This window comes from Variovorax boronicumulans (assembly GCF_030812215.1).
Taxonomy (GTDB): Bacteria; Pseudomonadota; Gammaproteobacteria; order Burkholderiales; family Burkholderiaceae_C; genus Variovorax; species Variovorax boronicumulans_C.
This window is the reverse complement of sequence record NZ_JAUSSG010000011.1, coordinates 39,878-66,412: the sequence shown is the minus strand read 5'-3', so window position 1 is coordinate 66,412 and position 26,535 is coordinate 39,878. Positions and strand designations below refer to the sequence as shown.

The following is a 26,535-nucleotide window of genomic DNA, read 5'->3' as shown; positions in this document are numbered from 1 at the left end:
ACAGGCGCGTCTTCAGACGACGCCACTTGTTTTCAGCGCGGCCAGCTTGTCATCCGACAGGCCGAGCAGGGACTGCAGCACGTCGTGCGTGCCTTCGCCTAGCGTGGGCGGCGCACTGCGCACCGGCAGGCGCTCGCCATCGAAACGGTAGGGCGGCGCGAGCACGTTGACCGTGCCGGCCACCGGGTGCGGCTGCGTGGTCACGAGACCCGCATCGGTCGCGCGCTTCGATTGCAGCGCTTCGAGCAGGCCCAGCACTTCGCCGCACGGAATGCCCGAGGCGGTGAGCTTCGCGAGCAGGTCGGCGCGCTGGCGCTTCGCGAGTTCGGCGTGCAGCTCGGGCAGCAGCACCGCGCGGTTCGCCGAACGCAGGATGTTGGTCTTGAAGCGCTCGTCGGCCGCAAGGTCGGGCCGCTCGATCACGTCGGTGCAGAAGCGCGCGAACTGCGCGTTGTTGCCCACGGTGATGACCAGCGGGCCGTCGGCCGCATCGAACACGCCGTAGGGCACGATCGACGGATGCGAGTTGCCGTAGCGCGGCGGGTCTTCGCCCATCAGCAGCGCTTCGAGGCCGTAGTAGGCGGTGATCATCAGGCCGCAGTCGAAGAGCGCCATCTCCACGTGCCGACCCTTGCCGGTTTTTTCGCGCTGGTAGAGCGCGGCGAGGATGGCCTGCGCCGAGTACATGCCGGTGAAGAGGTCCACGGCGGCCACGCCGAACTTCAGCGGCGGCTGGTTCGCTTCGCCGTTGAGCGCCATCAGGCCTGCCTCGCCCTGCACCACGAGGTCGTAGCCGGGGCGTGCGGCCTCGGGGCCGGTGCGGTCGTAGCCGGAGATCGAGCAGTAGATGAGGCCCGGATGTTCCTTGCTCAGTTGCTCGTAGCCCAGGCCCAGCTTGTCGATGCCGCCGAACTTGAAGTTCTGGATCACCACGTCGCACTGCTTCGCAAGATCGCGCGCGATCTGCTGGCCCTCGGGCGTCTGCAGGTCGAGCGTGACCGAGCGCTTGTTGCGGTTCACGCTGTTGAAGTAGGCGGTCTCGGTCTTGCCGACGCGCAGGCCCCAGTCGCGCGTGTCGTCGCCGCGGCCCGGATGCTCGACCTTGATCACCTCGGCACCCATGTCGGCCAGCACCATGCCGCACCAGGGGCCCGCGAGGATGCGGGACAGATCGAGAACGCGCACGCCGGCGAGCGGCAGCGAGGAATTCAGCAGTGGCATGAAGGCAACTCCCTGGAAACGAGAAAGCCCCGCACGGCGTGACCGATCTGCGAGGCGGGAAGGTGGGGTTGTGCGGACGGCGTCAGGGCGCGTCCTGCTTCTTGTGGCGCAGCGCGACGAAATCCGCCTTGCGCTTGCCGAGGAACGCGCCGATGCCTTCGGCCGCTTCGGCGTCGGCCTGCGACTCGACCATGTAGACGGCCTCGGCGTCGAGCTGTTCTTCGAGCGTGGCGCGGTGCGCTTGCCGGCACAGCGTCTTGATGCGGGCGCTCGCGCGCAGCGGGCCGTCGGCCACCTTGGCCGCGAGTGCAATCGCCTCGGCCAGCGCGGCGCCCTTGTCGGTGAGGCGGTTGACCGCGCCCAGCGCATGCAGGCGCTCGGCGGTCATGCGGTCGCCGGTGAGGCACATCTCGGTCAGCACCTGGCGCGAGACGAACTCCGCAAGAAAGGCCGTCGCGCCGCCGTCCGGCGTGAGGCCGACCTTGACGTAGGCCACCGTGTAGAACGCATCGCGCGCCGACACGAGCATGTCGCAGGCCAGCGCCGTCGAGAGGCCCGCGCCCGCCGCACCGCCTTCGACGGCCGCGATGACAGGCTTGCCGCAATCGCGGATCGCTCGGACGAGGTTGTGCAGCCCTTCGAGCTTTTCGCGGCGCTCCGAGGCGGGCAGCTCGCGGCGCTTGGCCAGCAGGTTCAGGTCGCCACCGGAGCAGAAGAAATCGCCCGCGCCGGTGAAGACGATGGCGCCGACTTCGGGGTCGTTCTGTGCATCGGCGAGGGCGGACGACAGTTCGGCATACAGCGTCGGCGTGATCGCGTTGCGCGCGCCGGGGTTGCTGTTGGTCAGGATGCGGACCGCGCCCTGTTGGCTGATGAGGACGGTCTTGTCCGTCATGCCGCGACCTCCTTACCGAGCGCGATGTAGCGCTGCAGGTGATGGTCTTCGTCGCCGAGCTGGTGGTCGATCATCACGAGGCGCTTAGCGTAGTGCGGCAGCGGAAGCTCCCACGTCATGCCGATGCCGCCGTGCATCTGGATGCTTTCTTCGGCGACCAGCGCGCCGATGCGGCCGATGCTGAACTTGGCGGCCGACAACGCGCGCTCGCGCGCCACGCGGTCGGTGCCGTCGATGGCGGCCGCGGCGTTGATGACCGCCGAGCGGGCCTGTTCGATCTCGAGCAGCAGGTCGGCCATGCGGTGCTGCAGCGCCTGGAAGCTGCCGATGAGGATGCCGAATTGCTTGCGCGTTCGCAGGTACTCCAGCGTCGCGGTCTTGGCGGCTTCCATGGCGCCGACGGCTTCGGCGCACAGCGCGAGCACGCCGCGGCCGATGGCGAGTTCCAGCGTCGCGGCGCCTTGGCCTTCTGCGCCGAGCAATGCGTCGGCGCCGAGCTTCACGCCGTCGAGCGAGACTTCGGCGACGCGGCCGCCGTCGATGGCGGGGCAGCCGCGCACCGTGAGGCCGGCAGCCTTTGCGTGCACGAGGAACAGCGAGATGCCGGCTTCGTCGTCCACGTTGCCCGAGGTGCGGGCGGAGACGAGGAACAGGTCGGCCTGCTCGCCTTGCGGCACGACGGCCTTGGCGCCGTTCAGCACCCAGCCGTCGCCGCTGCGCTCGGCGCGGGTCGCGACGCGCGTGCGTTCGTAGTGTGTGTCGGCCTCGTCGTGCGCGAAGGCCGCGACGGTCACGCCGTTGATGATGTCGCCGAGCTTTTCCTTCTGCGCATCGTTGCCGGCCGCGCTGAGCGCTTCGCCGACCATCACCGCGCCCAGCAGCGGCTCGACCACGAGGCCGCGGCCCAGGGCCTCGAAGACCACGGCGATGTCGAAGCCGCCGCCGCCGAAGCCGCCATCGGCCTCGCTGAAAAGCGCGCCGATCACGCCGAGTTCGGCGAACTGCTGGAAGATTTCCTTGCTGAAACCGTTCGCCGACTTCGCGATGCGGTCGCGCGCATCGAAGGCGTACTGCTCGGCGATGAAGCGGTTCAGGCTGTCGGCGAGCATGCGCCGGTCTTCGGTGTGTTCGAAGTTCATTGCATGTCTCCTTACAGGCCCAGGATCATCTTGCTGATGATGTTCTTCTGGATTTCATTGGAGCCGCCGAAGATCGACAGCTTGCGGTTGTTGAAGTAGCGCGCGGCGGCTGCCTTCGCGTAGGCGGGGCCGAAGGTCTCGCCGTCGAAACCGTCGTGCAGCGCTTCCTCGACGAAGGGCCTTCCATACACGCCCATCGCACGGCGGGCTAAGGACGAAATCTCCTGGCGGATCTCGGTGCCGCGAATCTTCAGCATCGAGCTCTCCGCACCGGGCACGCCGCCGCCGGCCACGGCCGCGATCACGCGCAGGTTCGTCGTCTTCATGTTCTCCAGGTCGATCTCCACGCGCGCCATGCGTGCGGCGAACGACGGGTCTTCGGCCAGCGGCTTGCCGTTCTTCACCTGCTTGGCGGCAATGCCCTTGAGCTGTTCGAGCGCGGCCACCGAGAAGCCCACGCCCGCGATGTTGGTGCGCTCGTAGGTCAGCAGGTACTTGGCGCAGGTCCAGCCCTTGTTCTCTTCGCCCACGAGGTTCTCGGCCGGCACACGCACGTCGGAGAAGAACACCTCGTTGACTTCATGCTCGCCGTCGAGCGTGATGATCGGACGCACTTCCACGCCGGGCGAGGTCATGTCGATCAGGAGGAAGCTGATGCCTTCCTGCTTCTTCGCCTCGCGGTTCGTGCGCACCAGGCAGAAGATCATGTTGGCGTGCTGGCCCAGCGTGGTCCAGGTCTTCTGGCCGTTCACGATGTAGTGATCGCCCTGCGCGTCGATGCCGCGCACGGCCGAGGTCTTCACTGCCGCCAGGTCGGAGCCCGCGCCGGGTTCCGAGTAGCCCTGGCACCACCAGTCCGAGCCGTCGAGGATGCGCGGCAGCCAGCGCTGTTTCTGCGCCTCGTTGCCGTACTTGATGAGCACCGGCCCCAGCATGTTCACGCCGAAGGGCACGATGCGCGGTGCGAAGGCCAGTGCGCATTCGTGTTCGAAGATGAACTTCTCCACCGCCGTCCAGCCCGGGCCGCCGTACTGCTCGGGCCAGTGGTTGGCGAGCCAGCCGCGCGCATTGAGGATGGCGTGCCATTCCTGCATGTCGGCCTTGCTGAGGATCTGGCCGCCGCTGACCTTCGCCGAAAGGCGCGCGGGCAGCTTGTCGGCGAGGAAGGCGCGCACTTCCGTGCGGAAGGCTTCTTCTTCGGGGGTGAAGTTCAGGTCCATCGCTGACTCCTCAGTAGATTTCGAACAGGCCCGCGGCGCCCATGCCGCCGGCGATGCACATCGTGACCACCGCGTACTTCGCGCCGCGGCGCTTGCCTTCGATGAGCACGTGGCCCGTGAGGCGCGCGCCGGTCATGCCGAAGGGGTGGCCGATGGAGATCGCGCCGCCGTTCACGTTGAGCAGTTCCGAGGGAATGCCCAGCTTGTCCTGGCAATAGATCGATTGCGAGGCGAAGGCTTCGTTGAGTTCCCAGAGGCCGATGTCCTCGACCTTCAGGCCATGGCGCGCGAGCAGCTTGGGCACGGCGAACACGGGGCCGATGCCCATTTCGTCGGGCTCGCAGCCGGCCAGTGCCAAGCCGCGGAAGGCGCCGAGCGGCTTGATATTGGCGCGTTCGGCGTCCCTGGCTTCCATCAGCACGCAGGCCGAGGCGCCGTCGGAGAGTTGCGAGGCGTTGCCGGCGGTGATGAACTTGTCTTCGCCCATCACCGGCTTGAGCTTGGCCAGCGCTTCGTAGGTGGTGCCGCGGCGGTTGCAGTTGTCCTCGGTGGCGGTGACTTCGCGGTAGGTGACTTCCTTGGTCTCCTTGTCGGTCACGGCCATCGTGGTGGTGCAGGCGACGATCTCGTCCTTGTAGCGGCCGGCCAGCTGCGCCTCTTCGGTCTTGCGCTGGCTTTCGGCGGAGAAGCGGTCCTGCGCCTCGCGGCTGATGTTGTAGCGCTTGGCGACGATGTCGGCCGTGTCGATCATCGCCATGTAGAGATCGGGCTTGTGCTCGACGATCCACGGGTCCAGGCTGAGGTCGCCGCCATCGCCGGGGCTGCGGCCACGGATCTGCGAAATGCTTTCGACGCCGCCAGCGATCATGGCCGGCGCGCCGTCCACGATGATGCGGCCCGCGGCCATGGCGATCGCCTGCAGGCCCGAGGCGCAGAAGCGGTTCACCGTGGTGCCGGCGATGCTGATCGGCAGGCCCGAACGGATGATGGCCTGGCGCGCGATGTTGCGGCCCGTGGTGCCCTCGGGGTAGCCGCAGCCGAGGATCGCGTCCTCGATGAGTGCCGGGTCCAGCCCCGAGCGTTCCACTGCGGCCTTCACCGCGAAGGACGCCAGCGTGGCGCCGGGGGTGATGTTGAATTCGCCGCGGTGCGCCTTGGTGAGCGGGGTGCGGGCGGTGGAAACGATGACGGCTTCGCGCATGGGAGTGCTCCTGTTTATTCGGATTGGTTCAAGCTCGAGAAATCGGCGCCGCGTTCGACCAGCTCGACCAGCAGCGGCGACGGCTTCCAGAAGATCGGGTCTTCCTTCGCGAACTCGCGGATGTCGGCCAGCACCTTCGGCAGGCCCACCATGTCCGCGTACTTCATCGGGCCGCCGCGGTGGCGTGGGAAGCCGTAGCCGTAGAGGAAGGTCACGTCCACATCGAGCGGGCGCAGCGCGATGCGCTGGAGCACGACGTTGGCCCCTTCATTCACCATCGCGGCCATGTAGCGGCGGATGATTTCCTCGTTCGTGAAGCTGCGCCGCACGATGCCCGCGCGCTCGCGCTCGGCGTCGATGATGGCGAGCACCGCCGGGTCGGGCGAGCCGGTGCGCGCGCCCTCGGGGTAGAGGTAATAGCCGCGCTGCGTCTTCTGGCCGAACCAGCCGCGCTCGCAGATGCGGTCGGCGATCTGCACGTAGCGCGCCTGCGGGTCGCGCGTGGCGGCCTTGCGCTTGCGCGTGGCCCAGCCGATGTCGCCGCCCGCGAGGTCCGACACCTGGAACGGGCCCATCGGGTAGCCGAACTCGCGCACGGCTTCGTCGATCTGGTAGGGTGAGGCGCCGTCTTCCATCATGTGGTCGGCCGCCTGGCGGTACACCGCGAGGATGCGGTTGCCGATGAAGCCGTCGCACACGCCGGCGCGCACCGGCACCTTCTTCAGTTTCTTCGCGAGCTCGAAGCCGGTGGCCACCACGTCGGCGCTCACCTTGGCGGGCACCACGATCTCCAGCAGCTTCATGATGTTGGCCGGCGAGAAGAAGTGCAGGCCCACCACGTCCTGCGGACGCGAGATGCTGGCGGCGATCTCGTCGATGTCCAGGTACGAGGTGTTGGTGGCGAGCACGGCGCCGGGCTTGCACACGCGGTCGAGTTCGGCGAACACGGCTTTCTTCACGCCCATCTCTTCGAACACGGCTTCGACCACGATGTCGACGTTGGCCAGCGCGTCATAGGAGGTGGAGCCGCTGAAGCGTGCCATCACCGCAGCCTTGGCCTCGGGCGTCATGCGGCCCTTGGCGATGAGACCGTCGTACACCTTCTCGACATGCTGGCGGCCGCGCGCGAGGCTGGGCTCGTCGCGCTCGATCATGGTCACGGGCAGGCCCGCATCGAGCATCGCCACCGCGATGCCCGCACCCATGGTGCCGCCGCCGATGATGCCGGCCGATGCGAGCGCGCGCGGGCTGGCGGACTTGGTTTCCGGCGCCTTCAGCACTTCGCGCTCGGCGAAGAAGGCGTGGATCAGGCCGGCGCGCTGCGGGCTGTCGATGCACTGCATGAACAGCTTGCGCTCCAGCGCCATGCCTTCGTCGAAAGGCAGCGTGAGCGCGCCTTCGACGGCTTCGATGATCTTCATCGGCGAGAAGAGGCCGCGGCTCTTCCTGGCGGTGTCGGCGCGCGCGGCTTCGAGGGCGGCGCGGCTGGCTTCGGCATCGGCCAGCGCGGTGGCTTCGCGCGTGCGGCGCACCGGGGCCTTGGCGGCGATGAGTTCGTTGGCGTAGGCGAGGCCTTCGGCGCGTGCGTCGGCTTCGGTGCCCAGGCGGTCGACGAGGCCGAGCGACAGCGCTTCCTTCGCACCCGCATGGCGGCCGCTCAGCATCAGTTCGAGCGCAGGCTTCACGCCGATGAGGCGCGGCGCGCGCTGCGTGCCGCCCGAGCCGGGCAGCAGGCCGAGCGCCACTTCGGGCAGGCCCAGCTTGGCGGTGGGCGAGGCGATGCGGTAGTGCGCCGAGAGCGCCACTTCGAGCCCGCCGCCCAGCGCCGCGCCGTGGATGGCGGCGATCACCGGCTTCGTGCAGTTCTCGATCGCAAGGCACGCCTCGGGCAGCGACGGCGGCTGCGGCGTCTTGCCGAACTCGCGGATGTCCGCGCCCGCGATGAAGTTGCGGCCCGCGCCGACGATCAGCACCGCCTTGGCGCCGCTGTCGGCCTCGGCCGCCCCGATGGCGGCCACGAGGCCGCGGCGCACATCCACGCCCAGGGCGTTGACGGGCGGGTTGTCGATGGTCACCACGAAAACGTCGCCAAGACGCTCGAAGGTGACGGGACCGGAAGACGTGGAAGGGCTCGGAGTGGTGGTGGCCATGTGCTTGTCTCTTGCGTTGGCGGGCCCTGCGTATACGGATGCAGGCGAGGGGCCCGAGGCTCTGGGGGTGAACCCAGCATTCTTGGCCCGCATCGCAGCTTTGACAATTGCATAGAGTGTTGACAGACTGTCAAAGGATTTTTGACATAATCGTCACATGGACCTCCAATCGCTCACCCTGCTGGTGGAAATCCTTGACGCCGGCAACCTGAGCGCCGCCGCCCGCCGGCTCAAGATGAGCCGCGCCAACGTCAGCTACCACCTGAACCAGCTGGAGCGCTCGGTCGGCGCGCAACTCGTTCGGCGCACCACGCGGCGCGCCGAGCCGACCGAAATCGGCTTGAGGCTCTACCAGCACGGCGTCGCCATCCAGACCGAGTTGCTGGCCGCGCGCGAATCGGTCACCACGCTGGGCGAGGGCCTGCAAGGCCGCGTGCGGCTGAGCGTGCCCAGCGGCTACGGGCAACTCGTGATGGCCGACTGGCTCATCGACTTCAAGCGCCAGTACCCCGGCATCGTGCTGGACGTGGTGTTCGAGAACCGCATCGAGGACCTGCTGCGCGACGAAGTCGACATCGCGGTGCGCGTGATTCCCGAGCCGCCACAGAACCTGGTGGCGCGCGACCTGGGGCCGGTGCGCTACGTGGCGTGCGCCTCACGCGCCTATGCGGAGAAACATCCGCTGCCCGTACAGCTCGACGAACTGCACGGCGCGCCGGTGGTCACGGCCGCGGTCATCGGCCGGCAACTGCGCGTGTCGGCCTACCAGGGCGAAACGCGGCGCGAGGTGATCCTGGAGCCGACGCTGATCTCGGAAAACTTCCTGTTCCTGCGCCAGGCGATCCTGGCGGGCCTGGGCATCGGCCTCGTGCCCGACTACGTGGTGCAGGAAGACGTGCGCAAGGGCGAGGTGCTGACGACGCTGGACGACTGGCGCCTCAGCATCTTCGGCACGCAGATGTTCATGCTCTACATGCCGAACCGGCAGCACACGCGCGCGATCCGCACCTTCATCGACTTCATCCTCGAGCGGGCGCGTGCGGCTGGCGGGGAGGCGCCGGCTCAGTCGCAGCGGTAGGTGACTTCGCGCTCCGGCGCCAGGCGCGCCGCCTTCGGATCGAGGTAGCGCAGCGGCGCGCCGAAGTTGCGGCAGTAGGCCTCGGCGTCCTGCACGGTGGGCGACTTGAACACGCCGTCGCCGAGGAAGCTGACGCGCGGCGCAGGCCGCGAGGAGGAGGCGCAGCCAGCGGCAACGAGTGCGGTGGACAGAAGAGCGAGGAGTGCGAGTGAGCGGCGCATCGTGGATGCGCATCGCGGATGCGCACGGTAGTGGGAAAGGAAGCCGCGACTTTAGCGGCTGTACAGCCCGACCACGCTCTGCCCGCCCAGCGCATGCCCCTTGAGCGCCGCGAGCAGCGCATCGCGCGTGAGCCCGGCCGGCAGCGCCCCCGGCGCGAGGTCGGAAGCCACCACGGTCAGCACATAGTGGTGCGGATGGTCGCCCACCGGCGGGCACATGCCGCGGTAGGCCGTTGCGCCCGCCACGTTGGTGCCGACCGTGAAGCCGCCCGTCTCGTTCGCCTTGAGCTGGCCGCGCTCGGCCGGGATGTTGTAGGCCACCCAGTGCGAGACGCCCAGGCCCAGCGCGCCGTCCGGGTCCGACATCAGCACCGCGACCGACTTCGCCTTGGCGGGCAACTGCGTCCATGCCACGGGCATCGAGACGTTCTTGCCGCCGCAGTCGCCGACGCCGGCGTGCTCGGCGGGAATGGTGCCGTTGTCGGCGAAGGCGGTCGAGGTGACCTTCATGCCGGTCGGCGCCTTGCCGCCGGTGGAGGGCGCCATGGCGCCGCAGCCGGCCACCAGCGCGGTGACGGTGGCGAGGGCAACGGCCGTGATGGAGAGGGTGCCGAGGCGATGGGTGCGCATGTGTTCTTTCCAGTGAGGGTTGTCGGAGTCAGTCGATCAGCCACACGCTGCCGTCCGCTTCTTCACGGACTGCGAGCGATGTCAGCCGTGCGCCGCGGCAGGGGCCACCGACGCACTTGCCGGTGTCCGGCTCGAAGATCGCGCCGTGCCGCGCGCACATCAGGAAGCGGCCCGAGCTTTCGAGGACCTGGCCCTCGAAGTCGAGTGGGCCACCGGCATGCGGGCATTGGTTGAGGTAGCCGTGGACGCCGCCGTGCCACCGGATGGCGAAGGCAGGCGTGCCGTCGGACATTGCAAACGTGGCGGCCAGGCCGCCATCGGCGAGGCTCGGGGAAATCAGGCGCGGTGCTGCGGCCTCGCGTGGGGGAGAAAGCGTCATCGGCGCCGAGCGTAGCCGAGGGCCCCGCGCCGGGCAATGCAATGCGGCCAGCTCGCGCCTTCTTCCGACAGGGGTTCTCGAAAACTGTATATTCATACAGTATTTTCAGCCGGGCAAAACCGTGGATATCCAGCGCAAACTCGCCATCCTTGCGGACGCCGCCAAGTACGACGCCTCGTGCGCGTCCAGCGGTTCGCAGCCGCGCGACTCGCTCGGCGGCCGCGGCATCGGCTCGACCGAGGGCATGGGCATCTGCCACAGCTACGCGCCTGACGGCCGCTGCATCTCGCTGCTGAAGGTGCTGCTCACCAACCACTGCCAGTACGACTGCCTCTACTGCGTCAATCGCGCGTCGAGCAACGTGCCGCGCGCTCGCTTCCGCGTCGAGGAGGTGGTGCAGCTCACGCTCGACTTCTACCGCCGCAACTGCATCGAGGGCCTGTTTCTCTCCAGCGGCATCGTCAAGTCGCCCGACCACACGATGGAGCAGGTGGTCGAGGTGGCGCGCCAGCTGCGCGAAGTGCACGACTTCCGCGGCTACATCCACCTGAAGACCATTCCCGATGCCAGCGACGAACTCATCGCGCGCGCCGGCCGCTATGCCGACCGGCTCAGCATCAACGTCGAGCTGCCCACCACCGAAGGCCTGCAAGCGCTCGCCCCCGAGAAGGACGAGAGCGCGATCCGGCGTTCCATGGCGCGGCTGCGCCTTCGCATCGACGACACGCGCGAGGAGGCGCGCCGCGTGGTGCCGATCCGCGCGTTGCCGGGCGCCGCTCCCACCGCCGCCAAGCCGCCGCCCTTTGCGCCCGCGGGCCAGAGCACGCAGATGATCGTGGGCGCCGACGCCACCGACGACCGGCACATCCTCGCCTCCAGCGCCACGCTCTACGGCGCCTACAAGCTCAAGCGCGTCTATTACTCGGCCTTCAGCCCCATCCCCGATGCGGCCCGCGCGCTGCCGCTGGTCGCGCCGCCGCTGATGCGCGAGCACCGGCTCTACCAGGCCGACTGGCTCATGCGCTTCTACGGCTTCGAGCACCAGGAAATCGTGGCCGCGCCCGATGGCCTGCTGCGGCTCGATGTCGATCCCAAGATGGCCTGGGCGCTCGCGCATGCCGAGCGTTTCCCGGTCGACCTGAACCACGCGCCGCGCGAGATGCTGCTGCGCGTGCCCGGCCTGGGCGTGAAGGCGGTCGAGCGGCTGCTGCAGGCGCGGCGCGTGCGCCGGGTGCGCGCGGACGACTTGCGGCGGCTGCATGTGCCGGCGCGCAGGGTGCTGCCGTTCGTGGTGGCCGACGGGCACCGGCCCGCGGCGGGTGCGATGGCTTCGGCGGCGCCTGCCGCGCGTGCGCCGCAAGCTGCGCAGGCTTCGCTGTTCTGAGCGGGTTCACGATGCACGTGCGGCTCGATGACCCGGTGGATCTCGACGCCTTCCGCCGCCACGCGCGGCAGCTGCTGGCCGCGGGCGTGCCGCCGGCGCAGGCCGCGTGGAACGGGGCGCGTGACGAGGACCTGTTCGGCGAGACGGGCCAAGGAGGCGAGACAGGCGACGCCGCACCGCCCGCGACGCCGACGTCCGGCGAGCGGCATGCCGTGCCCGCCGCCTTCGTCGCGCTGTGCGGCGACGTGATCCTGCACCGCGACCCGCAGCGCTTCGCATTGATGTATCGGCTCCTGTGGCGGCTCGCGCACGAGCCCTCGCTGCGGCACGACCCGCTCGACGCCGACATGCTGCAGGCGCAGCAGATGGCCAAGGCCGTGCACCGCGACATCCACAAGATGCGCGCCTTCGTGCGCTTCACCCGTGTCATGGGGGAGGACGGGCTCGAGCGCCACGTCGCGTGGTTCGAGCCCGACCACCACATCGTCGAGGCCAACGCGCCGTTCTTCGCACGCCGCTTCGCGCAGATGCGCTGGGCCATCCTCACGCCGGAGCGGTGTGTCGAGTGGGACGGCGAAACGCTGGCCTTCGGCGAGGGCGCCGACCGCCGCGAGAAGCCGCCGCCCGATGCGGGCGAGCAGCTCTGGCTCACCTACTACGAACACATCTTCAACCCCGCGCGCCTGAAGGTCGCGATGATGCGGCGCGAGATGCCGCGCCGCTACTGGCACAACCTGCCCGAGGCCGCGCTGATCCAGCCGCTCACGGACGCGGCCGAGGCGCGCAGCCAGTCGATGATCGATGCGCCGCCCACGGCGGCACGCCGCATCCGCGCGCCCATTGCGTTGCATGTGCGGCCGGCGGATGGCGTGGCGCCCGCCAACCTGGGCGAGTTGCGCGCAGCGGCGCATGCCTGCCGCGAATGCCCCATCGGCGCGCTCGCCACGCAGGCCGTCTGCGGCGAGGGGCCGCTGGCGCCGCAACACATGCTCGTCGGCGAACAACCCGGCGATCAGGAAGACCTCATGGGCCGCCCCTTCGTCGGACCGGCGGGCCAGTTGCTCGACCGCGCGATGGCGCAATTGGGTTGGGCGCGCGACAGCGTGTACCTCGCCAATGCCGTCAAGCATTTCAAGTACGAGCTGCGCGGCAAGCGCCGCATCCACAAGACCGCGGCGCAGCGCGAGGCCGACGCCTGCACGCACTGGCTCGACAGCGAGATATCGCTCGTCAGGCCGCAGGGGCTGGTGGCGCTCGGCACCACGGCGGCGCGCGCCTTGCTGGGCCGGCCGGTGGCGGTGCAGGCCGAGCGCGGGGCATGGCTGCATGAGCGCCGCGATGGCAGGCCCGTGTTCGTGACCCTGCATCCCTCGGCGCTGCTGCGGCTCGCGGACGGCGAACGCGCCGAGGCCTACGCCCGCTGGCTGGACGACCTCGAACGCGCGCGCGGCACGGTTTCTGCTGCAATCGCGGCATGAACGACGAATCACCCGCCGCCGCGCTGCGCGTTGCGCAACCGCTCACATCGAAGGCTTTCGCGCCCTACGGCACGGTGATCGGGGTGCCGGCCGGCGAAGGCCGCCCGATCAACGGCGGCAACGCACGGCGCTTCGACCTGCTCGGCGACTTGCAGCTCCATGCCGATGGTGGCCGGCCGATGCTTGCGCTGTTCCGCGCGCAGGCGCGAAGCTTTCCGCACGAGGTCACGGAGATGGAACGGCATGCGCTCGGCAGCCAGACCTTCGTTCCGTTGGGCGAGCGGCGCTTCGTGATCGTCGTTGCGCGGGCTGGCGATGCGCCCGTGTCGCACCGCGACCTTGTGGCCTTCGTCACGGACGGGCACCAAGGCGTGGTGCTGGCGCCCGGCACCTGGCACCACGCACTGCTTGCGGTCGATGCGGGCGATTTCGTGGTGATCGAGCGGGCTGCGGCGGCGGTCGACTGCGATGTCTGCCGACTGCAGGAGCCCGCCCGCGTGGCCGCAGGCTAGACCGGGCGCAACTGGTCCGCGAGCGAACGCGTCTTCTCGGTGACGGTGCTGCCGGTGTGCAGCGTGGTCTTGCGCTCGATGAGCATCAGGTGGCATTCCTCGTCGGCGACCGGGTTGTGCCGCACGCCCTTGGGCACGACGAACATCTCGCCCTCGCCGAGCTCGACGGCTCCCGCTTCCATCTCGATGCGCAGGTGCCCCTTGAGCACGAGGAAGAGTTCGTCCTCCTCGTCATGGCTGTGCCAGGCGAGCGAGCCCTGGACCTTGGCAACCTTGATGTAGGCATCGTCGACTTCGGCGACGACGCGCGGCGACCAGAACTCGGTGAGCGAGGCGGCGACTTGCTTGGGGGTGGTGACCTGGGTGTTGTTCGGCATGGCGCTTTTGTGCGGGACGTGGGAGCACCAGCCTAACCCAGGCCGCATGGCCCTGTCTTACCCCGCGATGCGCTCGGCCAGCGCAACCAGCGACCGGTCCGACCCCGCCGGCCCCAGCAGCGAGAGGCCCAGCGGCGCACCATCGCGTGAGGCGAGCGGCATCGACAGCTGTGGAAAACCCGCCAGCCCCGCGATGCACAAGAGCCGGATCGCGCGATTGCGGTAATCCTCCATCGAGGCCTCGCCGTCGCTGCGCAGCGGGGCGATGTCGGGCATGGTCGGCATCAGCAGCACGCCGTCGCTCCCGAGCAGCCTGGCCAGGTGCGCGCGAAATGCGGTGCGGAAAACCCGCGCGGTCGCTACCTGCGCATCGGTCACTTCGCGCGACCATGCAAAACGCTCGGCCACGCCGGGGCCGAGCGGCGGCGCGTAGCGCTCGATCAGCGGGCCGTCGGTAAGCCAGGCCTCGCGCGATTGCAGGTAGCGGAAGTGCCAGTACATCGCGTCGAAGGATTCCAGCGCCACCGTCGTTCCTTGCGCGGGGCCGAGCAGGCTTTGCACGCGATCGGCCGCGCCTTGCAGGGCTTCGGCCGCGGCGGGCACGGCAAGCGTCCAGACGTCGTCGGGCCGCAGCAGCCGCACGCGCTCGGGCAGGGCGGCTGCGTCGGCACCGAGCAGCACATCGGCCACGCGCGCGAAGGTGCCGATGTCGCGCGCGAACCAGCCGCAGGTGTCGAAACTCGGTGCGAGGTCGAGCGCACCTTCCAGGCTCACGCGGCCGTGCGTCGGACGCAGGCCGTACAGGCCGCAGTGGTTGGCGGGCGCACGCACCGAGCCGCCGGTGTCGGTGCCGAGCGCGAAGTCGCACAGCTTCGATGACACGGCCGAGGCCGACCCCGACGACGAGCCGCCCGTGATGCGCAGCGGCGCGCCGCCGTTGACCGGTGCGCCGAAGTGCGCGTTGTTGCCGTTCATGGAGAACGCGAGCTCGTCGGTCACGGTCTTGCCGACGAAGCGCGCACCGGCATCGAGCAGCTTCTGCACCGTGGGCGCGGTGCGGGTCTTGATGCCCGACATCGCCAGCACGATGGGGTTGCCGCCGCCGGTCGGATAGCCGGCCACGTCGAACAGGTCCTTGGCGGCAAAGCTCAGGTCCGACAAGGGGCCGGTGCTGGCGCGCGCCACTGGCGCATCGGGGTACGGGACGAAGGCGTGGGCAGGGTCGTGCAGTGGCATGGCGATGGACGTGAGGAAGGAAGGTTCAGGCAACCAGCACGGGCGCAATGGCCGCGGCGGCCTCCGTGTGGATGCAGCGTACACGGTGATTCGGTGCGAGTTCAACCACCGGCGGTTGTGCGGCACGGCAGGCATCGCTCGCGAGCGCGCAACGCTCGGCAAAGGAGCAGCCGGTCGGCAAGGCCGAAAGATCGGGCGGCGCACCGCCGATGGTCTCCAGCCGCGTGCCGCGCGCGAGCGCCCCGTGCGCCCGGCTCTTGAGCAGCGCGATGGTGTACGGATGGCGCGGCGAGCGGATCAGTTCGCGCGCCGTGCCTTCCTCGACGATGCGCCCCGCATACATCACCGCGATGCGGTCGGCCACCTCGACGGCTGCGCCGATGTCGTGCGTGACGAAGATCACCGAGAGGCCGAGGTCGCGCTGCAGCTCGCGCAGCAGCAACAGGATCTGGATCTGCACCGTGGCGTCGAGCGCCGTGGTCGGCTCGTCGGCCAGCAGCAGCTGCGGCTTGCAGGCGAGGGCGAGCGCGATCATGGCGCGCTGGCGCATGCCGCCCGACATCTCGTGCGGATAGGCCTGGAGGCGCCGTTCGGGGCTCGGAATTCGAACCCGTTCGAAGAGGGCCAGCGCGCGCTGCTGCGCCTCGGCCTGGCTCACGGGCTCGTGGCGGCGGATCGACTCGACGATCTGCGCGCCCACCGAGTACACCGGGTCGAGCGCGAGCAGCGGCTCCTGGAAGATCATCGACGCGACCTTGCCGCGAAAGTCAGCGAGTTCGCGTTGCGACATTGCGAGCACGTCGCGGCCCGCCACTTCCACCAGCCCGCCCATGCGGGTGCGGCGCTCGGGGTGCAGGCGAAGCAAGGTGCGCATGGTCACGCTCTTGCCCGAACCCGACTCGCCGATCAGCGCAACCACTTCGCCGCGCTGCACTTCGAGGCTCACGCCGCTGACCGCGTGGACGGGTTTGCGGCCGCCGCTGAAAGTGACGCTCAGATCCCGCAGCCGGACCATGGGGCCGGTGGCGGCAGTTTCTGTTTCTGCTGCTGCATTCATTGAAGTACCTTCGTGCTTCGCACTGCGGTGCGAGCTTGCTTGGGGCGGCCCGGCGCGGCGCTCATGCGGCCTGCCTCTGCAAGAAGGGTTGCGGCTGCGCCATCGGGTGCCCGCTGCCGGGCTCATGCACCAGGCAACTCACCGCATGCTGCGAATCCGTCGCGATGCGCTCAGGCACGACCTGGCTGCATACCGGCGCTGCGATGGAGCAGCGCGGATGGAAGCGGCAGCCCGACGGCGGATTGATCGGGTTCGGCGGATCGCCCGCGAGCGCTGCCACCTCGGTGCGGCGGTCGGGGTCCATCGAAGGCATCGAGGACAGCAGCGCGCGCGTGTAGGGATGCGCGGGCATTTCGTACAGAACATCGGCGGGACCGATCTCGGCGACTTGCCCGAGATACATCACCATCACGCGGTCGCTCACGTAGCGCACCACGTTGAGGTCGTGGCTGATGAACACATACGTGAGGCCGAACTCGGTTTTCAGGTCGAGCAGCAGGTTGATGACCTGCGCTTCCACCGACTTGTCGAGCGCCGACACGGCTTCGTCGAGGATCACCATGCGCGGTTGCAGTGCGAGCGCCCGCGCGATGTTCACACGCTGCCGCTGGCCGCCCGACAGCTCGTGCGGATAGCGCTCGGCAAAGCGCTGCGGCGCGAGGCCCACGCGCGCCAGCAGGTCGCGCGCCCGCGCCACCGATTCGCGCCGCGACACGCCATGCACCTGCGGTCCGAAGGCGACCGAATCCTCGATGGTGAGGCGCGGGTTGAGCGAGGCGTAGCTGTCCTGGAACACCATCTGCACCTGGCGGCGGAATTCCTTGAGCGGCAGGTCGCGCCCGCCGACCTCGCGGCCGTCGAAGATCACCTCGCCGCGCGTCGGCTCGATCAGCTGCATCAGGAGGCGCGCGGTGGTCGACTTGCCGCAGCCCGATTCGCCGACCACGCCGAGCGTCTCGCCCTTCATGACCTCGAAGTCCACGCCGTCCACCGCGCGCACCACGCCGCCGCCGCGGCCCCGCGGGTCTTTCTTGAGCGGGAAGTGCTTGACCAGGCCCGAGATGGTGAGGAGCGGCTGCGCGGGGCCGCCGATGTCTTTCAGTGCTTCCATGGATGGCCTCAGCCCTTGTTGTCCATGGCCGAACGCAGGCCGTCGGACAGGAGATTGAAGGAAATCGAGGTGATGAAGATCATCACCCCCGGCAGCGCGGCCACCCAGGGCTGCACGTAGATCGCGGTGCGCAGCGTGTTGAGCATGAGGCCCCACTCGGGCTCCGGCGGCTTGACGCCAAGACCGAGGAACGAGAGGCCCGAGGCCAGGATCATCGAGACCGCGATGAGGCTCGTGGCGTAGACGAAGATCGGCCCGAGCACGTTGCCCAGCACATGCACCCGCACGATGGTGAAGGGGCTGGCGCCCGAGGCGCGCGCCGCCTCCACGTAGTCGCGGGTGCGCACCTGCGTGGTCACGCTCTCGGCCACGCGCGCGATCTGCGGAATGAACACGATGGTCAGCGAGATCAAGGAATTGACCACGCCCGCGCCCAGCGTGCCCGACAGCGCGATGGCCAGCAGCACCGAGGGGAACGCATAGAACACATCGATGGTGCGCATGATCAGCGTGTTGGTGAGGCCGCCCGCATAGCCCGCGACGATGCCGATCACCGTGCCCAGCACGAAGGCGCAGAGCACCGGCGTGATGCCGATGAAGAGAGACAGCCGCGCGCCGACGATCAGCCGCGAAAGCATGTCGCGGCCCAGCTCGTCGCTGCCGAAGGGCAGGCCCTCGGTGCCGATGGGCTTGAGGCGCTTGAGCATCGACGACTGGTACGGGTCGGACGGCGCGAGCCACGGGCCGAACACCGCGAGCGCGATCAGCAGCAGCACGACGATGGCCGCGCCAACCGCGACCGGATCGCGGCGAAAGCGCAGCCAGACCGAGGTCCAGTAGCCGCGCGAGCGTTGCGCCGGCAACGGTTCGACGGCGTTGGCAGTGGGAGAGGAAGCGAGCACGGTGGACATGGCTTGGCGGTTCTCTTCCTTCAGGCGCGTGCGATGCGCGGATCGAGCAAGGTCTGCAGCACATCGACCAGCAGGTTGAGCACCACGAAGAACATCGCCAGCACCAGGATCGTTCCCTGCAGCAGAGGGAGGTCGCGCTGGAAGATGGCTGAATTCAAGAGGAAGCCGGTGCCGGGCCAGGAGAACACCGTCTCGATCAGGATCGAGCCGCCCAGCAGGTAGCCCAGTTGCAGGCCCATCACGGCCAGCGCCGTGGGCGCCGCGTTCTTCACCATGTGGCGGAACACGCCCAGGTGCGTGAGGCCCTTGGCGCGCAGGCCCACGATGAACTCCTGGTCGAGGATGTCGGCCACCAGTGCGCGCACGGTGCGCGCGATGATGCCCATCGGGATCACCGACATCGTGAGCGCCGGCAGCAAGAGGAACTGCAGGTGCGCCCAGTCCCAGGCCCAGTCGTCCGAGCCGCTCGGGCCGGCGCCCGTGGCGGGCAGCCACATGAGCTGCGACGAGAACACGATCACCATCACCATGCCCAGCCAGTAGTGCGGCACGCTCACGCCGAGCACCGAGAACATCGAGGCGAGCCTGTCGATCCACGAGTTGCGGAAATAGCCCGCCACGAAGCCGAAGAGGCACCCCAGCACGAAGCCGATGAAGGTGGCCACCACCGCCAGCCGCAGCGTGTTGCCCACGGCGGTGAACACCTCGCCGGCCACCGCGCGGTTGCTCGCGATGGACACGCCCAGGTCGCCATGCAGCGCGCGCCAGACCCACATGGCGAACTGCTCAGGCAGCGAGCGGTTGAAGCCGTAGAGCTCGCGCAACTGCGCCTGCAGGTCCGCCGAGGCGTCGGGCGGCAGGATCGACACCAGCGGATCGCCGGGCGCGATGTGCACGAGAAGGAAGCACACGAGGGCCACGCCGATCATGATCGGCACGGCGTAGATCACGCGGCGCAGGAGGTAGGCGAGCATGGCTGGCTGGGAAGCTGGCTGGAGGGAGGAGGCGGTCAGTCCATCGTCATCGTCGCGATGTCGATGAACCAGCTCCTGGGCTGCACCACGTTCTTCACCTTGGCCGACATGGCGCGCGGGCCCACGTCGTGCGCGATCCACACGAACGGTGCGTCGTCCACGATGTGGGTGTGCAGCTTCGCGAGCGCGGCGTCGCGCGCCTTGTCGTCGAAGCTGGTGCGCGCATCGGCCACCAGCTTGTCGACCTCGGCGTTGCCGTAGTAGCCCCAGTTGTTCGACACCGGCGGAAAGGCCTTGGTGCTCACGAAGCGCACCATCGCAAAGAACGGGTCCATCGCCGCGAAGCTGATGTTGACCGCGTTGGCGCCATTGGCCGACGGGTCCTTCGCGCCCTTGCGCCAGTTGGTGAAGAGCGTGTTCCATTCGATCACGTCGAACTGCACGTCGAAGAAGCACTGCTTGAGCGACTGCTGCGCGAACTCGTTCATCGGCAGCGGCTGCATCTGGCCCGAGCCCGAGGCCGAGATCTGCACCTTCACCTTGATCGGCTTGGCCGCGGAATAGCCGGCCTGCGTCATGAGGGCCTGCGCAGCCTTCACGTCGTAGCGGATGTCGAAGGTGGGCTTGCCGAACCAGGGGTGGCCCGGCGGCACCGTGCCCTTGGGCTCGGCCATCATGCCGCCCAGCAACTGCTTCATGCCGCCGCGGTCGATGCACAGGTTGGCGGCCTGGCGCACGCGCTTGTCGAGCCAGGGCGAGCCTTCGGCGAACGACAGCTGCCACGGCCACACGTGCGGCTGCGCATTCGAATAGATCTTGAAGCCGCGCTGCGTGATCTGCGCCATGGCGTCGGGCGAGGGCGCCTCGATCCAGTCGACCTGTCCGCCCAGCAGCGCGGCGGTGCGCGCGTTGGCTTCGGGCATGGGGATCATCACGACCTTGTCGATCTTCGGTACGCGCTTCGCGTCCCAGTACGTCTTGTTGGCGGCGAGCTCCAGCCGCTCGCGCGCCACGAAGCGCGTGACCTTGAACGGGCCCGAGCCGGACGGGTCGGCGGCGAAGGCGGTCCAGGCGGCCTTGGCCTTGTCGGCGGGCGTGGCGCCGGCAGCGGCGTCGAACTTCTTCTGCCAGTGCGCGGGCGAAGCCATGAACAGGTTCGACAGGTTGATCGGCAGGAACGCATCGGGCTCGCTGGTGGTGAGCTCGACCGTCATGTCGTCGATCTTGCGTGCGGACTTGAGCGTGGGCATGCGCGAGGCCGTGACGCCCACCTGGCTCGCATCGAACTGCGGTGCGTCTTTATCGAGCACCTTCTGCACGTTCCACACCACCGCATCGGCGTTGAATGCGGAGCCGTCGTGGAACTTGACGCCGGGACGCAGCTTGAAGACCCACTTGGTCTTGTCCTTGGCATCCACCGCCCATGTGGTGGCAACGCCGGGAATCAGCACGCTGGGCGCGTCGGCCTTGGACAGGTCCCACTGCGTGAGCGCGTCGTAGATCGGGATGCCGGTGAACCGGTTGCCTTCGAAGCCCTGGTCGGGCTGGCCGAGGGTGCGCGGAATGTCGGCCGCGGTCATGGCGATGCGCAGCGTCTTTTCCTGGGCCAGCGCGGTGGGCGATGCAAGAACCAGGACGGCGAGCGCCGCGCAGGCGGCCAGGGGTTTCAGGGACAGGGCGGGGGCAGCACGCTTCACTTGGAACTCCGGTGTGGGGGATGACGGAAAGGCGAAGGAAGCCTTCAAGCACGACATGTGCCAGCCGGCGCAGAGCCCCCAGCCATGCACTGGTCATTGCGATGCCGCCATCCCGGCTATGCCATCCGACCGATAGACGCAGCCGCACCCCGTTTTCCACAATGCAGCCGCCCACTTCGAAAGCCGAAGTCGCATGGGCGGGGGCAAGAACCGATGACAACACTGAGACAAGGCTCGCGCGGGGCCGATGTCCGCAGGCTGCAGGAGGCCCTGAACAGGACGCTCCAGCCGGGGCCCGGGCTCGTGATCGACGGCGACTACGGTCCGTTCACCCGGATGGCCGTGCGCCGGCTGCAGGCTGCGAACTGGCTGGTCGAGGACGGCGAGGCCGGCCCCTGCACGCAGAACCTCGTGTTCGGCCGCGAGGCCCGCGAGCCGATCCTGCATCCCGTCGCGCTGATCCCGCAGCCTGTGCCCGCCCTGTGCTGGGCGGCCGCCGTGGCCATGATCACGCGCTCCACCGTGCCGGCGGTGGTCGCGCGCACGCCGGGCGAGCTGATCGCCGAGGACGGCGGGCTGCGCAGCTTCGCGGACGCCGACGAGGCGATGACCGCCGATGCGCTCTTCGCGTCCGCGCACGGTTTGGTGCTGCAGCGGCAGGCCATGTCCTGGACGGTCGGTGCCATGCGCACCGCGCTGGAGAACGGGCTGCTGATGTTCGACCTGCGCTGGGGCGCCAAGGGCCATGCGGCCGGTGGTCCGGGGCACATGGTCGTCGTGGCGGGCATCCGCGGCGACGGCGATGCCGGCACCACGCTGCGCGTCTTCGATCCCTGGCCGCCGAACAAGGGCGCGCGCTGCTCGGTCAACCATGCGAGCTGGAGCCGGCACACGGCCGGGAACATCTGCCGGGTGTTCCTGCACGCGTAATCCGGAGGGCGCCGCGGGGAGGCGGTGCGACAATCCCCGCGCCATGACAGACACCCTCACGATCACCCGCCCCGACGACTGGCACCTGCATGTGCGCGATGGCGCCGCGCTCGAAGCCGTCGTACCGCACAGCGCGCGCCAGTTCGGCCGCGCGCTGATCATGCCGAACCTGCGTCCCCCCGTGACCACCGCCGCGCAGGCCGTGGCTTACCGCGACCGCATCCTTGCCGCGGTGCCCGAAGGCACCCCCTTCGAACCGGTGATGTCGCTCTACCTGACCGACAAGCTGCCGCCCGAGGAAATCGCCCTCGCCGCCGAAGCCGGCGTGCGTGCGCTCAAGCTCTACCCGGCCGGCGCCACCACCAACAGCGATGCCGGCGTGACCGACATCCGCAAGACCTACAAGACGCTCGAAGCCATGCAGAAGCACGGCCTCTTGCTGCTGGTGCACGGCGAGGTGACCGACCCGGCCATCGACCTGTTCGACCGCGAGGCGGTCTTCGTCGATCGCGTGATGATTCCGCTGCGCCGCGACTTCCCCGAACTCAAGGTGGTGTTCGAGCACCTGACCACCAAAGAGGGCGCCCACTACGTGCGCGACGCCGGCCGCTTCACCGCCGCCACCATCACCGCGCACCACCTGCTCTACAACCGCAACGCCATCTTCACCGGCGGCATCCGCCCGCATTACTACTGCCTGCCGGTGCTCAAGCGCGAGACGCACCGCGTCGCGCTGGTCGAGGCGGCCGCGAGCGGCAGCGACCGTTTCTTCCTCGGCACCGACAGCGCACCGCACCCGGCGCACCTGAAGGAGCATGCGCTCGGCTGTGCCGGCTGCTACACCGCCCTGACCGCCATCGAGCTCTACGCCGAGGCCTTCGACAGCGTGAACGCGCTCGACAAGCTGGAAGGCTTCGCGAGCTTCCACGGCCCCGACTTCTACGGCCTGCCGCGGCACACCGACACCGTCACGCTCAAGCGCGAGACGTGGACCGTGCCGGAGACGGTGCCTTACGGCGAAGCCACGCTCAAGCCCTTGCGCGGCGGTGAAACCATCCACTGGAAACTCGTATGACACCCACGCCGCGCGTGATGCTGCTGATCGACGCCGACAACGTCTCGGCCGACGTGATCGAGCAAGCCGTGCAGCGCACCATGGACGAGTACGGCGCCATTCATGTGCGCCGTGCCTACTGCAACGCCGAAATGGCGGTCAACCGGCAGGCGCTCTTCAAGCAGCTCTCGGTGCGGCCGATGGTGAACCTCTCGGCCGGCAAGAACAGCACCGACATCGCGCTCGCGGTCGATGCGATCGACCTTGTGATTGCCGAGCGGCCCGACGTGGTGGTGCTGGTGTCTTCCGACTCCGACTTCGCGCCGCTCGTGAGCCGGCTGCGCGAGAAGGGGTGCCGCGTCTGCGGCATCGGCCAGCAGGGCAAGACGGGTGACGAGACGGTTGGCATCTACGACACCTTCATCGATCTCGCGCACCACAGCGTGAAGCCCGCGGCACGCACCGCTGCGGCGAAGAAGGTTGCGGCGAAGGTGCCTGCCGTGAAGACCGCGCGGGCGAAGAGCGCGACGGCGCCTGCGAAGAAAGCGGCAACGAAGACAGCCGCCAGGAAGACGACGCGGGCCGCGGCAGAGCCTCAGTCCACGCCGCAGCCGGTCTCCGAAGCCGCCGAATTCATCCTGCGGGCCGCGCCCGCCCTGCGCAGCGGCAAGGACGTGCCGCTCAACGACGTGGCGAAAGCCCTGCGCACAGCCGGCCTCCTCAGTAAGAGCGGCAGTTCGCTCAAGCTGTTCGACAAGCTCACCGCGGAGTTCGCCGTGCTGCAGCATCCGGACCGCATCCGCTGGACGGGCGCTTCCGCGCTCTGAGTCGATGCTGCCGGCGGTCGACTGGGCGCAGCCCTGGCTTGCGCCCTATCGCGCCCACGGCGAAGCGGCGGCGCAGGCCGCGAGCGTCACATCGGTTGCCTCGGCGCTGCAGGCCGTCAAGCCGCCATCGGCGCCCGACTTCGTGCACCAGGACAGCCTGCCCGCCGGCCAAGCCTACGAAGCGCACATCTTCCAGACCCGCACCGTCCCGACCCGCGACAACTTGCACGACTTCTTCAACGGCCTGGTCTGGCTCGCCTTTCCGCAAACCAAACGGCGCCTCAATGAACTGCAGGCCGCCGAGATCGCCCGCACCGGCATCGGCGCCACGCGCGGCCCGCTGCGCGACGCGCTCACGCTGTTCGACGAGAACGGCGCGGTGCTCGATGCACCGGCCGCGCTATGGGAGGCGCTGGTGGCGCGCGACTGGCACGCGCTTTTCGTGACGCGGCGTGCCTTGTGGTCCGAGGCGCGGCTGCTCGTGTTCGGCCACGCGCTGCTCGAAAAGCTCGTCGCGCCCCGCAAGGCCGCGACAGCGCACGTGCTGCTGCCGGATGCGGCGCGTTCGAGCGCCCTCGAGGACGCCGCGCTGGCGCAGTGCCTGAGCCCGGATCGGCTCGCGCAAAAGCCCTTCGTGCCGCTCCCGGTGCTGGGCGTACCGGGGTGGTGTGCCGAGAATGTGTCGCCCGAGTACTACGACGATCCGAAGGTCTTCCGGCCCCGTCCGTAGAACTTTTGCTCCTATCATTGCTCTACCCGCAGCCGCCATGCCGGGGCCGCGTCAGTATCCAAACAACAAAGAAGCGCTCGCAACACCGCATGGCTTGAAGAGGGCCCGCCGGCCCTCATCTGAGCGGCAGTTCCCCACGGAGAATTCAACTTGAAACGTATCCTTCTGTTCGTTTTGACCAATGTGATGGTCGTCGCAGTGCTCGGCGTCGTCGCGAGCCTGCTCGGCGTCAACCGCTTCCTCACGGCCAACGGCCTGAACCTGACGGCGCTGCTGGGCTTCGCGCTCATCATGGGCTTCGGCGGCGCGTTCATCTCGCTGCTCATCAGCAAGCCGATGGCCAAGTGGACCGCGGGCCTGCGCATGATCGACAACCCCCAGTCGCCCGACGAGGCCTGGATCGTCGCCACCGTGCGCAAGTTCGCCGACAAGGCCGGTGTCGGCATGCCGGAGGTCGGGATCTTCGAGGGCGAGCCCAACGCCTTCGCCACCGGCGCCTTCAAGAATTCGTCGCTCGTGGCCGTGTCCACCGGCCTGCTGCAGAACATGACGCGCGAAGAGGTCGAGGCCGTCATCGGCCACGAGGTGGCGCACATCGCCAATGGCGACATGGTCACGATGACGCTGATCCAGGGCGTGATGAACACCTTCGTCGTGTTCCTGTCGCGCGTGATCGGCTACGCGGTCGACAGCTTCCTGCGCCGCGGCGACGACCGCTCCTCGGGCCCCGGCATCGGCTACTACGTGAGCACCATCGTGCTGGACATCGTGCTTGGCTTCGCCGCCGCGATGGTGGTGGCCTGGTTCTCGCGCCAGCGCGAGTTCCGCGCCGACGCCGGCGCCGCCGCGCTCATGGGCCAGAAGCAGCCGATGATGAACGCGCTCGCGCGCCTGGGCGGCCTGCCGGCCGGCGAACTGCCCAAGGCGGTGGAAGCCATGGGCATCACCGGCAGCATCGGCAAGCTGTTTGCGACGCACCCGCCGATCGAAGAGCGCATCGCTGCGCTGCAGAACGCGCGCTGACACGGCCGCGGCGCTGCCGCCGGACGTAAAAAAACCGCCAGCTTTGCGTGGCGGTTTTTTTATGGGCTGTTGAGGCCCGGGTGCGCCGGGCGTGTCAGTCGGCAGCGGGTTCGGTGGGCTCGACCGGTGCCGCCGGTTCTGCAATGGCAGCAGCAACAGCCGGCGCCTGCCGCTCGGCACGTGCGTGCTGCAGCGTGCGCGCCACTTCGCCCGGCTTCATGCCGTACATCTCGGCGAACTCCTGCTCGGTGCGGCCGCTGGCCTCGAAGGCGCGCAGCAGTGCCTCGCGCTTGGCAGCTTGCTGCGCGAGTTCGGCCAATGCCTCGTCGACCACCGCGTTGTTGTTCGCATCGCGCGAGCGCACGAGCACGGCATAGGCTTCGCGATCGAGCCCCGAGGCTTCGATCGCCTTGGCGATGCGCGCCACCAGTTGCGGGCGCAGGTCTTCGCCGGGGTTGCGGTGCATGCGGCGACGGTGCAGTTCGAGGATGGCGTGATGCACGTGCTCGGGCGCGACCGGATCGAGCGCGTTGCCGTCCAGGTCATGGCGCGCGAGCCCCGCGGCCACGGCTTCGAGGTAGCGGGTGGAGCGCGCATGCTGGCCCATGGCGATCTTCAGGTCTTCGGCCTTGAAGTCGTCCGGATGGCGCGCGATCAGCTCTTCGTACACGCCGAGCTTGAGCGGCACGAAGCGGGCACCGAAAAGCTGCGGGTACAGCTCGAACAGGCGCTCGAGCACCGGGTTGACCTTGCGCGGCGTGCGTTGGGGTTGTTGCTGCGCTGCTTGTGCCTGCGGCTTGCGGGCCTGCTGCTGTTGACGGGGCTGCTGCCCCTGTCCCTGCGGACGCGGCTTCCTCTCGCGCGGTGGCCGTTGATCTTGTTGCTGCTGCGCGGTGGGCGCTTGCGCGCCGGCGCCTGCGTCGGCGCTGGCGCCGGTCTTGAGCTGCTGCAGCTGCTCGGCGAGGTCCGGGCGCTGGCGCCGTGCATGGCGCGAGTTCGGCGCGTTCGTGTTCGGGGCTGCGGTGGATGCGTCGGTCATACGGTGGGATCGGCGGTGGGCGCGATGGGATGAAAGGGGAACAACAGAAAAACCGGTTGTG

General features: G+C 68.8%; 26 protein-coding genes. 9 read left to right on the top strand and 17 right to left on the bottom strand.

Features of this window, described 5'->3' with window-relative positions; all coding sequences use genetic code 11:
* Positions 1-12: 12 nt before the first annotated feature.
* The 6 genes from J2W23_RS26160 to J2W23_RS26135 form a co-directional block, all read right to left on the bottom strand.
* On the bottom strand, positions 13-1,221 hold the full coding sequence (locus tag J2W23_RS26160) for a CaiB/BaiF CoA transferase family protein (protein WP_307650820.1): 1,209 nt from the start codon (positions 1,219-1,221) through the stop codon (positions 13-15).
* 82 nt (positions 1,222-1,303) lie between these two features.
* A complete protein-coding gene (locus J2W23_RS26155; protein WP_307650819.1) occupies positions 1,304-2,116 on the bottom strand; it encodes an oxepin-CoA hydrolase, alternative type in 813 nt (270 codons plus the stop codon).
* Entirely contained in the window at positions 2,113-3,255 is a 1,143-nt protein-coding gene (locus J2W23_RS26150; protein ID WP_307650818.1) for an acyl-CoA dehydrogenase family protein, read from the bottom strand. The genes J2W23_RS26155 and J2W23_RS26150 overlap by 4 nt, the downstream gene beginning before the upstream one ends.
* Before the next feature lie 11 nt (positions 3,256-3,266).
* Complete coding sequence (locus J2W23_RS26145; protein WP_307650817.1) at positions 3,267-4,475, bottom strand: acyl-CoA dehydrogenase family protein; 1,209 nt, start codon at positions 4,473-4,475, stop codon at positions 3,267-3,269.
* A gap of 10 nt (positions 4,476-4,485) precedes the next feature.
* Complete coding sequence (locus J2W23_RS26140) at positions 4,486-5,676, bottom strand: acetyl-CoA C-acyltransferase (RefSeq protein ID WP_307650816.1); 1,191 nt, start codon at positions 5,674-5,676, stop codon at positions 4,486-4,488.
* Between the two features lie 14 nt (positions 5,677-5,690).
* The gene (locus J2W23_RS26135) at positions 5,691-7,826 is read right to left on the bottom strand and encodes a 3-hydroxyacyl-CoA dehydrogenase NAD-binding domain-containing protein (RefSeq protein ID WP_307650815.1); all 2,136 of its coding nucleotides are present in this window, start codon (positions 7,824-7,826) and stop codon (positions 5,691-5,693) included.
* Positions 7,827-7,983: 157 nt separating this feature from the next.
* Here J2W23_RS26135 and J2W23_RS26130 point away from each other — a divergent pair, with 157 nt between their 5' ends.
* Positions 7,984-8,904 (top strand): LysR family transcriptional regulator, encoded by a 921-nt coding sequence (locus J2W23_RS26130; protein WP_176660084.1) that lies wholly within the window; start codon positions 7,984-7,986, stop codon positions 8,902-8,904.
* Here J2W23_RS26130 and J2W23_RS26125 read toward each other — a convergent pair.
* The 3 genes from J2W23_RS26125 to J2W23_RS26115 are packed head-to-tail and all read right to left on the bottom strand — an operon-like array spanning position 8,889 to position 10,134.
* Positions 8,889-9,125, bottom strand: a complete 237-nt coding sequence (locus J2W23_RS26125) for a hypothetical protein (protein ID WP_307650814.1) — start codon at positions 9,123-9,125, stop codon at positions 8,889-8,891. The two genes, J2W23_RS26130 and J2W23_RS26125, sit on opposite strands and share 16 nt — an antisense overlap.
* Before the next feature lie 51 nt (positions 9,126-9,176).
* A complete protein-coding gene (locus tag J2W23_RS26120) occupies positions 9,177-9,755 on the bottom strand; it encodes a YbhB/YbcL family Raf kinase inhibitor-like protein (RefSeq protein ID WP_307650813.1) in 579 nt (192 codons plus the stop codon).
* Positions 9,756-9,783: 28 nt separating this feature from the next.
* Entirely contained in the window at positions 9,784-10,134 is a 351-nt protein-coding gene (locus J2W23_RS26115; RefSeq protein WP_176660087.1) for a Rieske (2Fe-2S) protein, read from the bottom strand.
* A 121-nt stretch (positions 10,135-10,255) separates the two neighbouring features.
* Between J2W23_RS26115 and J2W23_RS26110 the strand changes: the two genes are divergently transcribed.
* The 3 genes from J2W23_RS26110 to J2W23_RS26100 are packed head-to-tail and all read left to right on the top strand — an operon-like array spanning position 10,256 to position 13,508.
* The gene (locus J2W23_RS26110; protein ID WP_176660088.1) at positions 10,256-11,518 is read left to right on the top strand and encodes a putative DNA modification/repair radical SAM protein; all 1,263 of its coding nucleotides are present in this window, start codon (positions 10,256-10,258) and stop codon (positions 11,516-11,518) included.
* An 11-nt stretch (positions 11,519-11,529) separates the two neighbouring features.
* Positions 11,530-12,996 carry a UdgX family uracil-DNA binding protein gene (locus tag J2W23_RS26105; protein WP_307650812.1) on the top strand — a complete coding sequence of 489 codons (1,467 nt, stop codon included), beginning with the start codon at positions 11,530-11,532 and terminating at the stop codon, positions 12,994-12,996.
* Positions 12,993-13,508, top strand: coding sequence for an ureidoglycolate lyase (locus J2W23_RS26100; RefSeq protein ID WP_307650811.1), 516 nt, complete (start codon positions 12,993-12,995; stop codon positions 13,506-13,508). Before J2W23_RS26105 ends, J2W23_RS26100 begins: the two co-directional genes overlap by 4 nt.
* Here the strand turns inward: J2W23_RS26100 and J2W23_RS26095 are convergent.
* The 7 genes from J2W23_RS26095 to J2W23_RS26065 form a co-directional block, all read right to left on the bottom strand.
* Positions 13,505-13,885, bottom strand: coding sequence for a cupin domain-containing protein (locus J2W23_RS26095; RefSeq protein ID WP_307650810.1), 381 nt, complete (start codon positions 13,883-13,885; stop codon positions 13,505-13,507). The genes J2W23_RS26100 and J2W23_RS26095 overlap by 4 nt on opposite strands.
* Before the next feature lie 57 nt (positions 13,886-13,942).
* Positions 13,943-15,121, bottom strand: coding sequence for an amidase (locus tag J2W23_RS26090; protein ID WP_307650809.1), 1,179 nt, complete (start codon positions 15,119-15,121; stop codon positions 13,943-13,945).
* Positions 15,122-15,146: 25 nt separating this feature from the next.
* Entirely contained in the window at positions 15,147-16,136 is a 990-nt protein-coding gene (locus tag J2W23_RS26085) for an ABC transporter ATP-binding protein (protein ID WP_307650922.1), read from the bottom strand.
* Between the two features lie 103 nt (positions 16,137-16,239).
* Entirely contained in the window at positions 16,240-17,289 is a 1,050-nt protein-coding gene (locus tag J2W23_RS26080) for an ABC transporter ATP-binding protein (RefSeq protein WP_307650808.1), read from the bottom strand.
* Positions 17,290-17,297: 8 nt separating this feature from the next.
* Positions 17,298-18,200: an ABC transporter permease gene (locus tag J2W23_RS26075; RefSeq protein ID WP_307650807.1), complete on the bottom strand. Its 903-nt coding sequence runs from the start codon at positions 18,198-18,200 to the stop codon at positions 17,298-17,300.
* A 20-nt stretch (positions 18,201-18,220) separates the two neighbouring features.
* Positions 18,221-19,174 carry an ABC transporter permease gene (locus tag J2W23_RS26070; RefSeq protein WP_176660095.1) on the bottom strand — a complete coding sequence of 318 codons (954 nt, stop codon included), beginning with the start codon at positions 19,172-19,174 and terminating at the stop codon, positions 18,221-18,223.
* A 35-nt stretch (positions 19,175-19,209) separates the two neighbouring features.
* On the bottom strand, positions 19,210-20,871 hold the full coding sequence (locus tag J2W23_RS26065; protein ID WP_176660096.1) for an ABC transporter substrate-binding protein: 1,662 nt from the start codon (positions 20,869-20,871) through the stop codon (positions 19,210-19,212).
* 213 nt (positions 20,872-21,084) lie between these two features.
* Between J2W23_RS26065 and J2W23_RS26060 the strand changes: the two genes are divergently transcribed.
* The 5 genes from J2W23_RS26060 (at position 21,085) to htpX (ending at position 25,435) form a co-directional block, all read left to right on the top strand.
* Positions 21,085-21,801: a peptidoglycan-binding protein gene (locus tag J2W23_RS26060; RefSeq protein WP_307650806.1), complete on the top strand. Its 717-nt coding sequence runs from the start codon at positions 21,085-21,087 to the stop codon at positions 21,799-21,801.
* Between the two features lie 43 nt (positions 21,802-21,844).
* The gene (gene pyrC, locus J2W23_RS26055; protein WP_176660098.1) at positions 21,845-22,876 is read left to right on the top strand and encodes a dihydroorotase; all 1,032 of its coding nucleotides are present in this window, start codon (positions 21,845-21,847) and stop codon (positions 22,874-22,876) included.
* Positions 22,873-23,682 carry an NYN domain-containing protein gene (locus tag J2W23_RS26050; RefSeq protein WP_307650805.1) on the top strand — a complete coding sequence of 270 codons (810 nt, stop codon included), beginning with the start codon at positions 22,873-22,875 and terminating at the stop codon, positions 23,680-23,682. The genes pyrC and J2W23_RS26050 overlap by 4 nt, the downstream gene beginning before the upstream one ends.
* A gap of 4 nt (positions 23,683-23,686) precedes the next feature.
* Positions 23,687-24,412 carry a DUF3025 domain-containing protein gene (locus tag J2W23_RS26045; RefSeq protein ID WP_307650804.1) on the top strand — a complete coding sequence of 242 codons (726 nt, stop codon included), beginning with the start codon at positions 23,687-23,689 and terminating at the stop codon, positions 24,410-24,412.
* A 150-nt stretch (positions 24,413-24,562) separates the two neighbouring features.
* Positions 24,563-25,435 carry a protease HtpX gene (gene htpX, locus J2W23_RS26040; protein ID WP_176660101.1) on the top strand — a complete coding sequence of 291 codons (873 nt, stop codon included), beginning with the start codon at positions 24,563-24,565 and terminating at the stop codon, positions 25,433-25,435.
* Between the two features lie 94 nt (positions 25,436-25,529).
* On the opposite strand, the gene J2W23_RS26035 is transcribed toward htpX, so the two are convergent.
* Positions 25,530-26,474: a ProQ/FinO family protein gene (locus J2W23_RS26035; RefSeq protein WP_307650803.1), complete on the bottom strand. Its 945-nt coding sequence runs from the start codon at positions 26,472-26,474 to the stop codon at positions 25,530-25,532.
* Positions 26,475-26,535 lie beyond the last annotated feature (61 nt).

Bases quoted from the DNA above. Each gene is read 5' to 3' on its own strand.
- J2W23_RS26125 (WP_307650814.1), bottom strand. From the start codon at position 9,125: ATGCGCCGCTCACTCGCACTCCTCGCTCTTCTGTCCACCGCACTCGTT.
- J2W23_RS26090 (WP_307650809.1), bottom strand. From the start codon at position 15,121: ATGCCACTGCACGACCCTGCCCACGCCTTCGTCCCGTACCCCGATGCG.
- J2W23_RS26160 (WP_307650820.1), bottom strand. From the start codon at position 1,221: ATGCCACTGCTGAATTCCTCGCTGCCGCTCGCCGGCGTGCGCGTTCTC.
- J2W23_RS26150 (WP_307650818.1), bottom strand. From the start codon at position 3,255: ATGAACTTCGAACACACCGAAGACCGGCGCATGCTCGCCGACAGCCTG.
- J2W23_RS26070 (WP_176660095.1), bottom strand. From the start codon at position 19,174: ATGCTCGCCTACCTCCTGCGCCGCGTGATCTACGCCGTGCCGATCATG.
- J2W23_RS26135 (WP_307650815.1), bottom strand. From the start codon at position 7,826: ATGGCCACCACCACTCCGAGCCCTTCCACGTCTTCCGGTCCCGTCACC.
- J2W23_RS26115 (WP_176660087.1), bottom strand. From the start codon at position 10,134: ATGACGCTTTCTCCCCCACGCGAGGCCGCAGCACCGCGCCTGATTTCC.
- J2W23_RS26105 (WP_307650812.1), top strand. From the start codon at position 11,530: ATGCACGTGCGGCTCGATGACCCGGTGGATCTCGACGCCTTCCGCCGC.
- J2W23_RS26080 (WP_307650808.1), bottom strand. From the start codon at position 17,289: ATGGAAGCACTGAAAGACATCGGCGGCCCCGCGCAGCCGCTCCTCACC.
- J2W23_RS26130 (WP_176660084.1), top strand. From the start codon at position 7,984: ATGGACCTCCAATCGCTCACCCTGCTGGTGGAAATCCTTGACGCCGGC.
- J2W23_RS26075 (WP_307650807.1), bottom strand. From the start codon at position 18,200: ATGTCCACCGTGCTCGCTTCCTCTCCCACTGCCAACGCCGTCGAACCG.
- J2W23_RS26100 (WP_307650811.1), top strand. From the start codon at position 12,993: ATGAACGACGAATCACCCGCCGCCGCGCTGCGCGTTGCGCAACCGCTC.
- J2W23_RS26120 (WP_307650813.1), bottom strand. From the start codon at position 9,755: ATGCGCACCCATCGCCTCGGCACCCTCTCCATCACGGCCGTTGCCCTC.
- pyrC (WP_176660098.1), top strand. From the start codon at position 21,845: ATGACAGACACCCTCACGATCACCCGCCCCGACGACTGGCACCTGCAT.
- J2W23_RS26050 (WP_307650805.1), top strand. From the start codon at position 22,873: ATGACACCCACGCCGCGCGTGATGCTGCTGATCGACGCCGACAACGTC.
- J2W23_RS26035 (WP_307650803.1), bottom strand. From the start codon at position 26,474: ATGACCGACGCATCCACCGCAGCCCCGAACACGAACGCGCCGAACTCG.
- J2W23_RS26140 (WP_307650816.1), bottom strand. From the start codon at position 5,676: ATGCGCGAAGCCGTCATCGTTTCCACCGCCCGCACCCCGCTCACCAAG.
- J2W23_RS26145 (WP_307650817.1), bottom strand. From the start codon at position 4,475: ATGGACCTGAACTTCACCCCCGAAGAAGAAGCCTTCCGCACGGAAGTG.
- J2W23_RS26085 (WP_307650922.1), bottom strand. From the start codon at position 16,136: ATGGTCCGGCTGCGGGATCTGAGCGTCACTTTCAGCGGCGGCCGCAAA.
- J2W23_RS26045 (WP_307650804.1), top strand. From the start codon at position 23,687: ATGCTGCCGGCGGTCGACTGGGCGCAGCCCTGGCTTGCGCCCTATCGC.
- J2W23_RS26155 (WP_307650819.1), bottom strand. From the start codon at position 2,116: ATGACGGACAAGACCGTCCTCATCAGCCAACAGGGCGCGGTCCGCATC.
- J2W23_RS26095 (WP_307650810.1), bottom strand. From the start codon at position 13,885: ATGCCGAACAACACCCAGGTCACCACCCCCAAGCAAGTCGCCGCCTCG.
- J2W23_RS26060 (WP_307650806.1), top strand. From the start codon at position 21,085: ATGACAACACTGAGACAAGGCTCGCGCGGGGCCGATGTCCGCAGGCTG.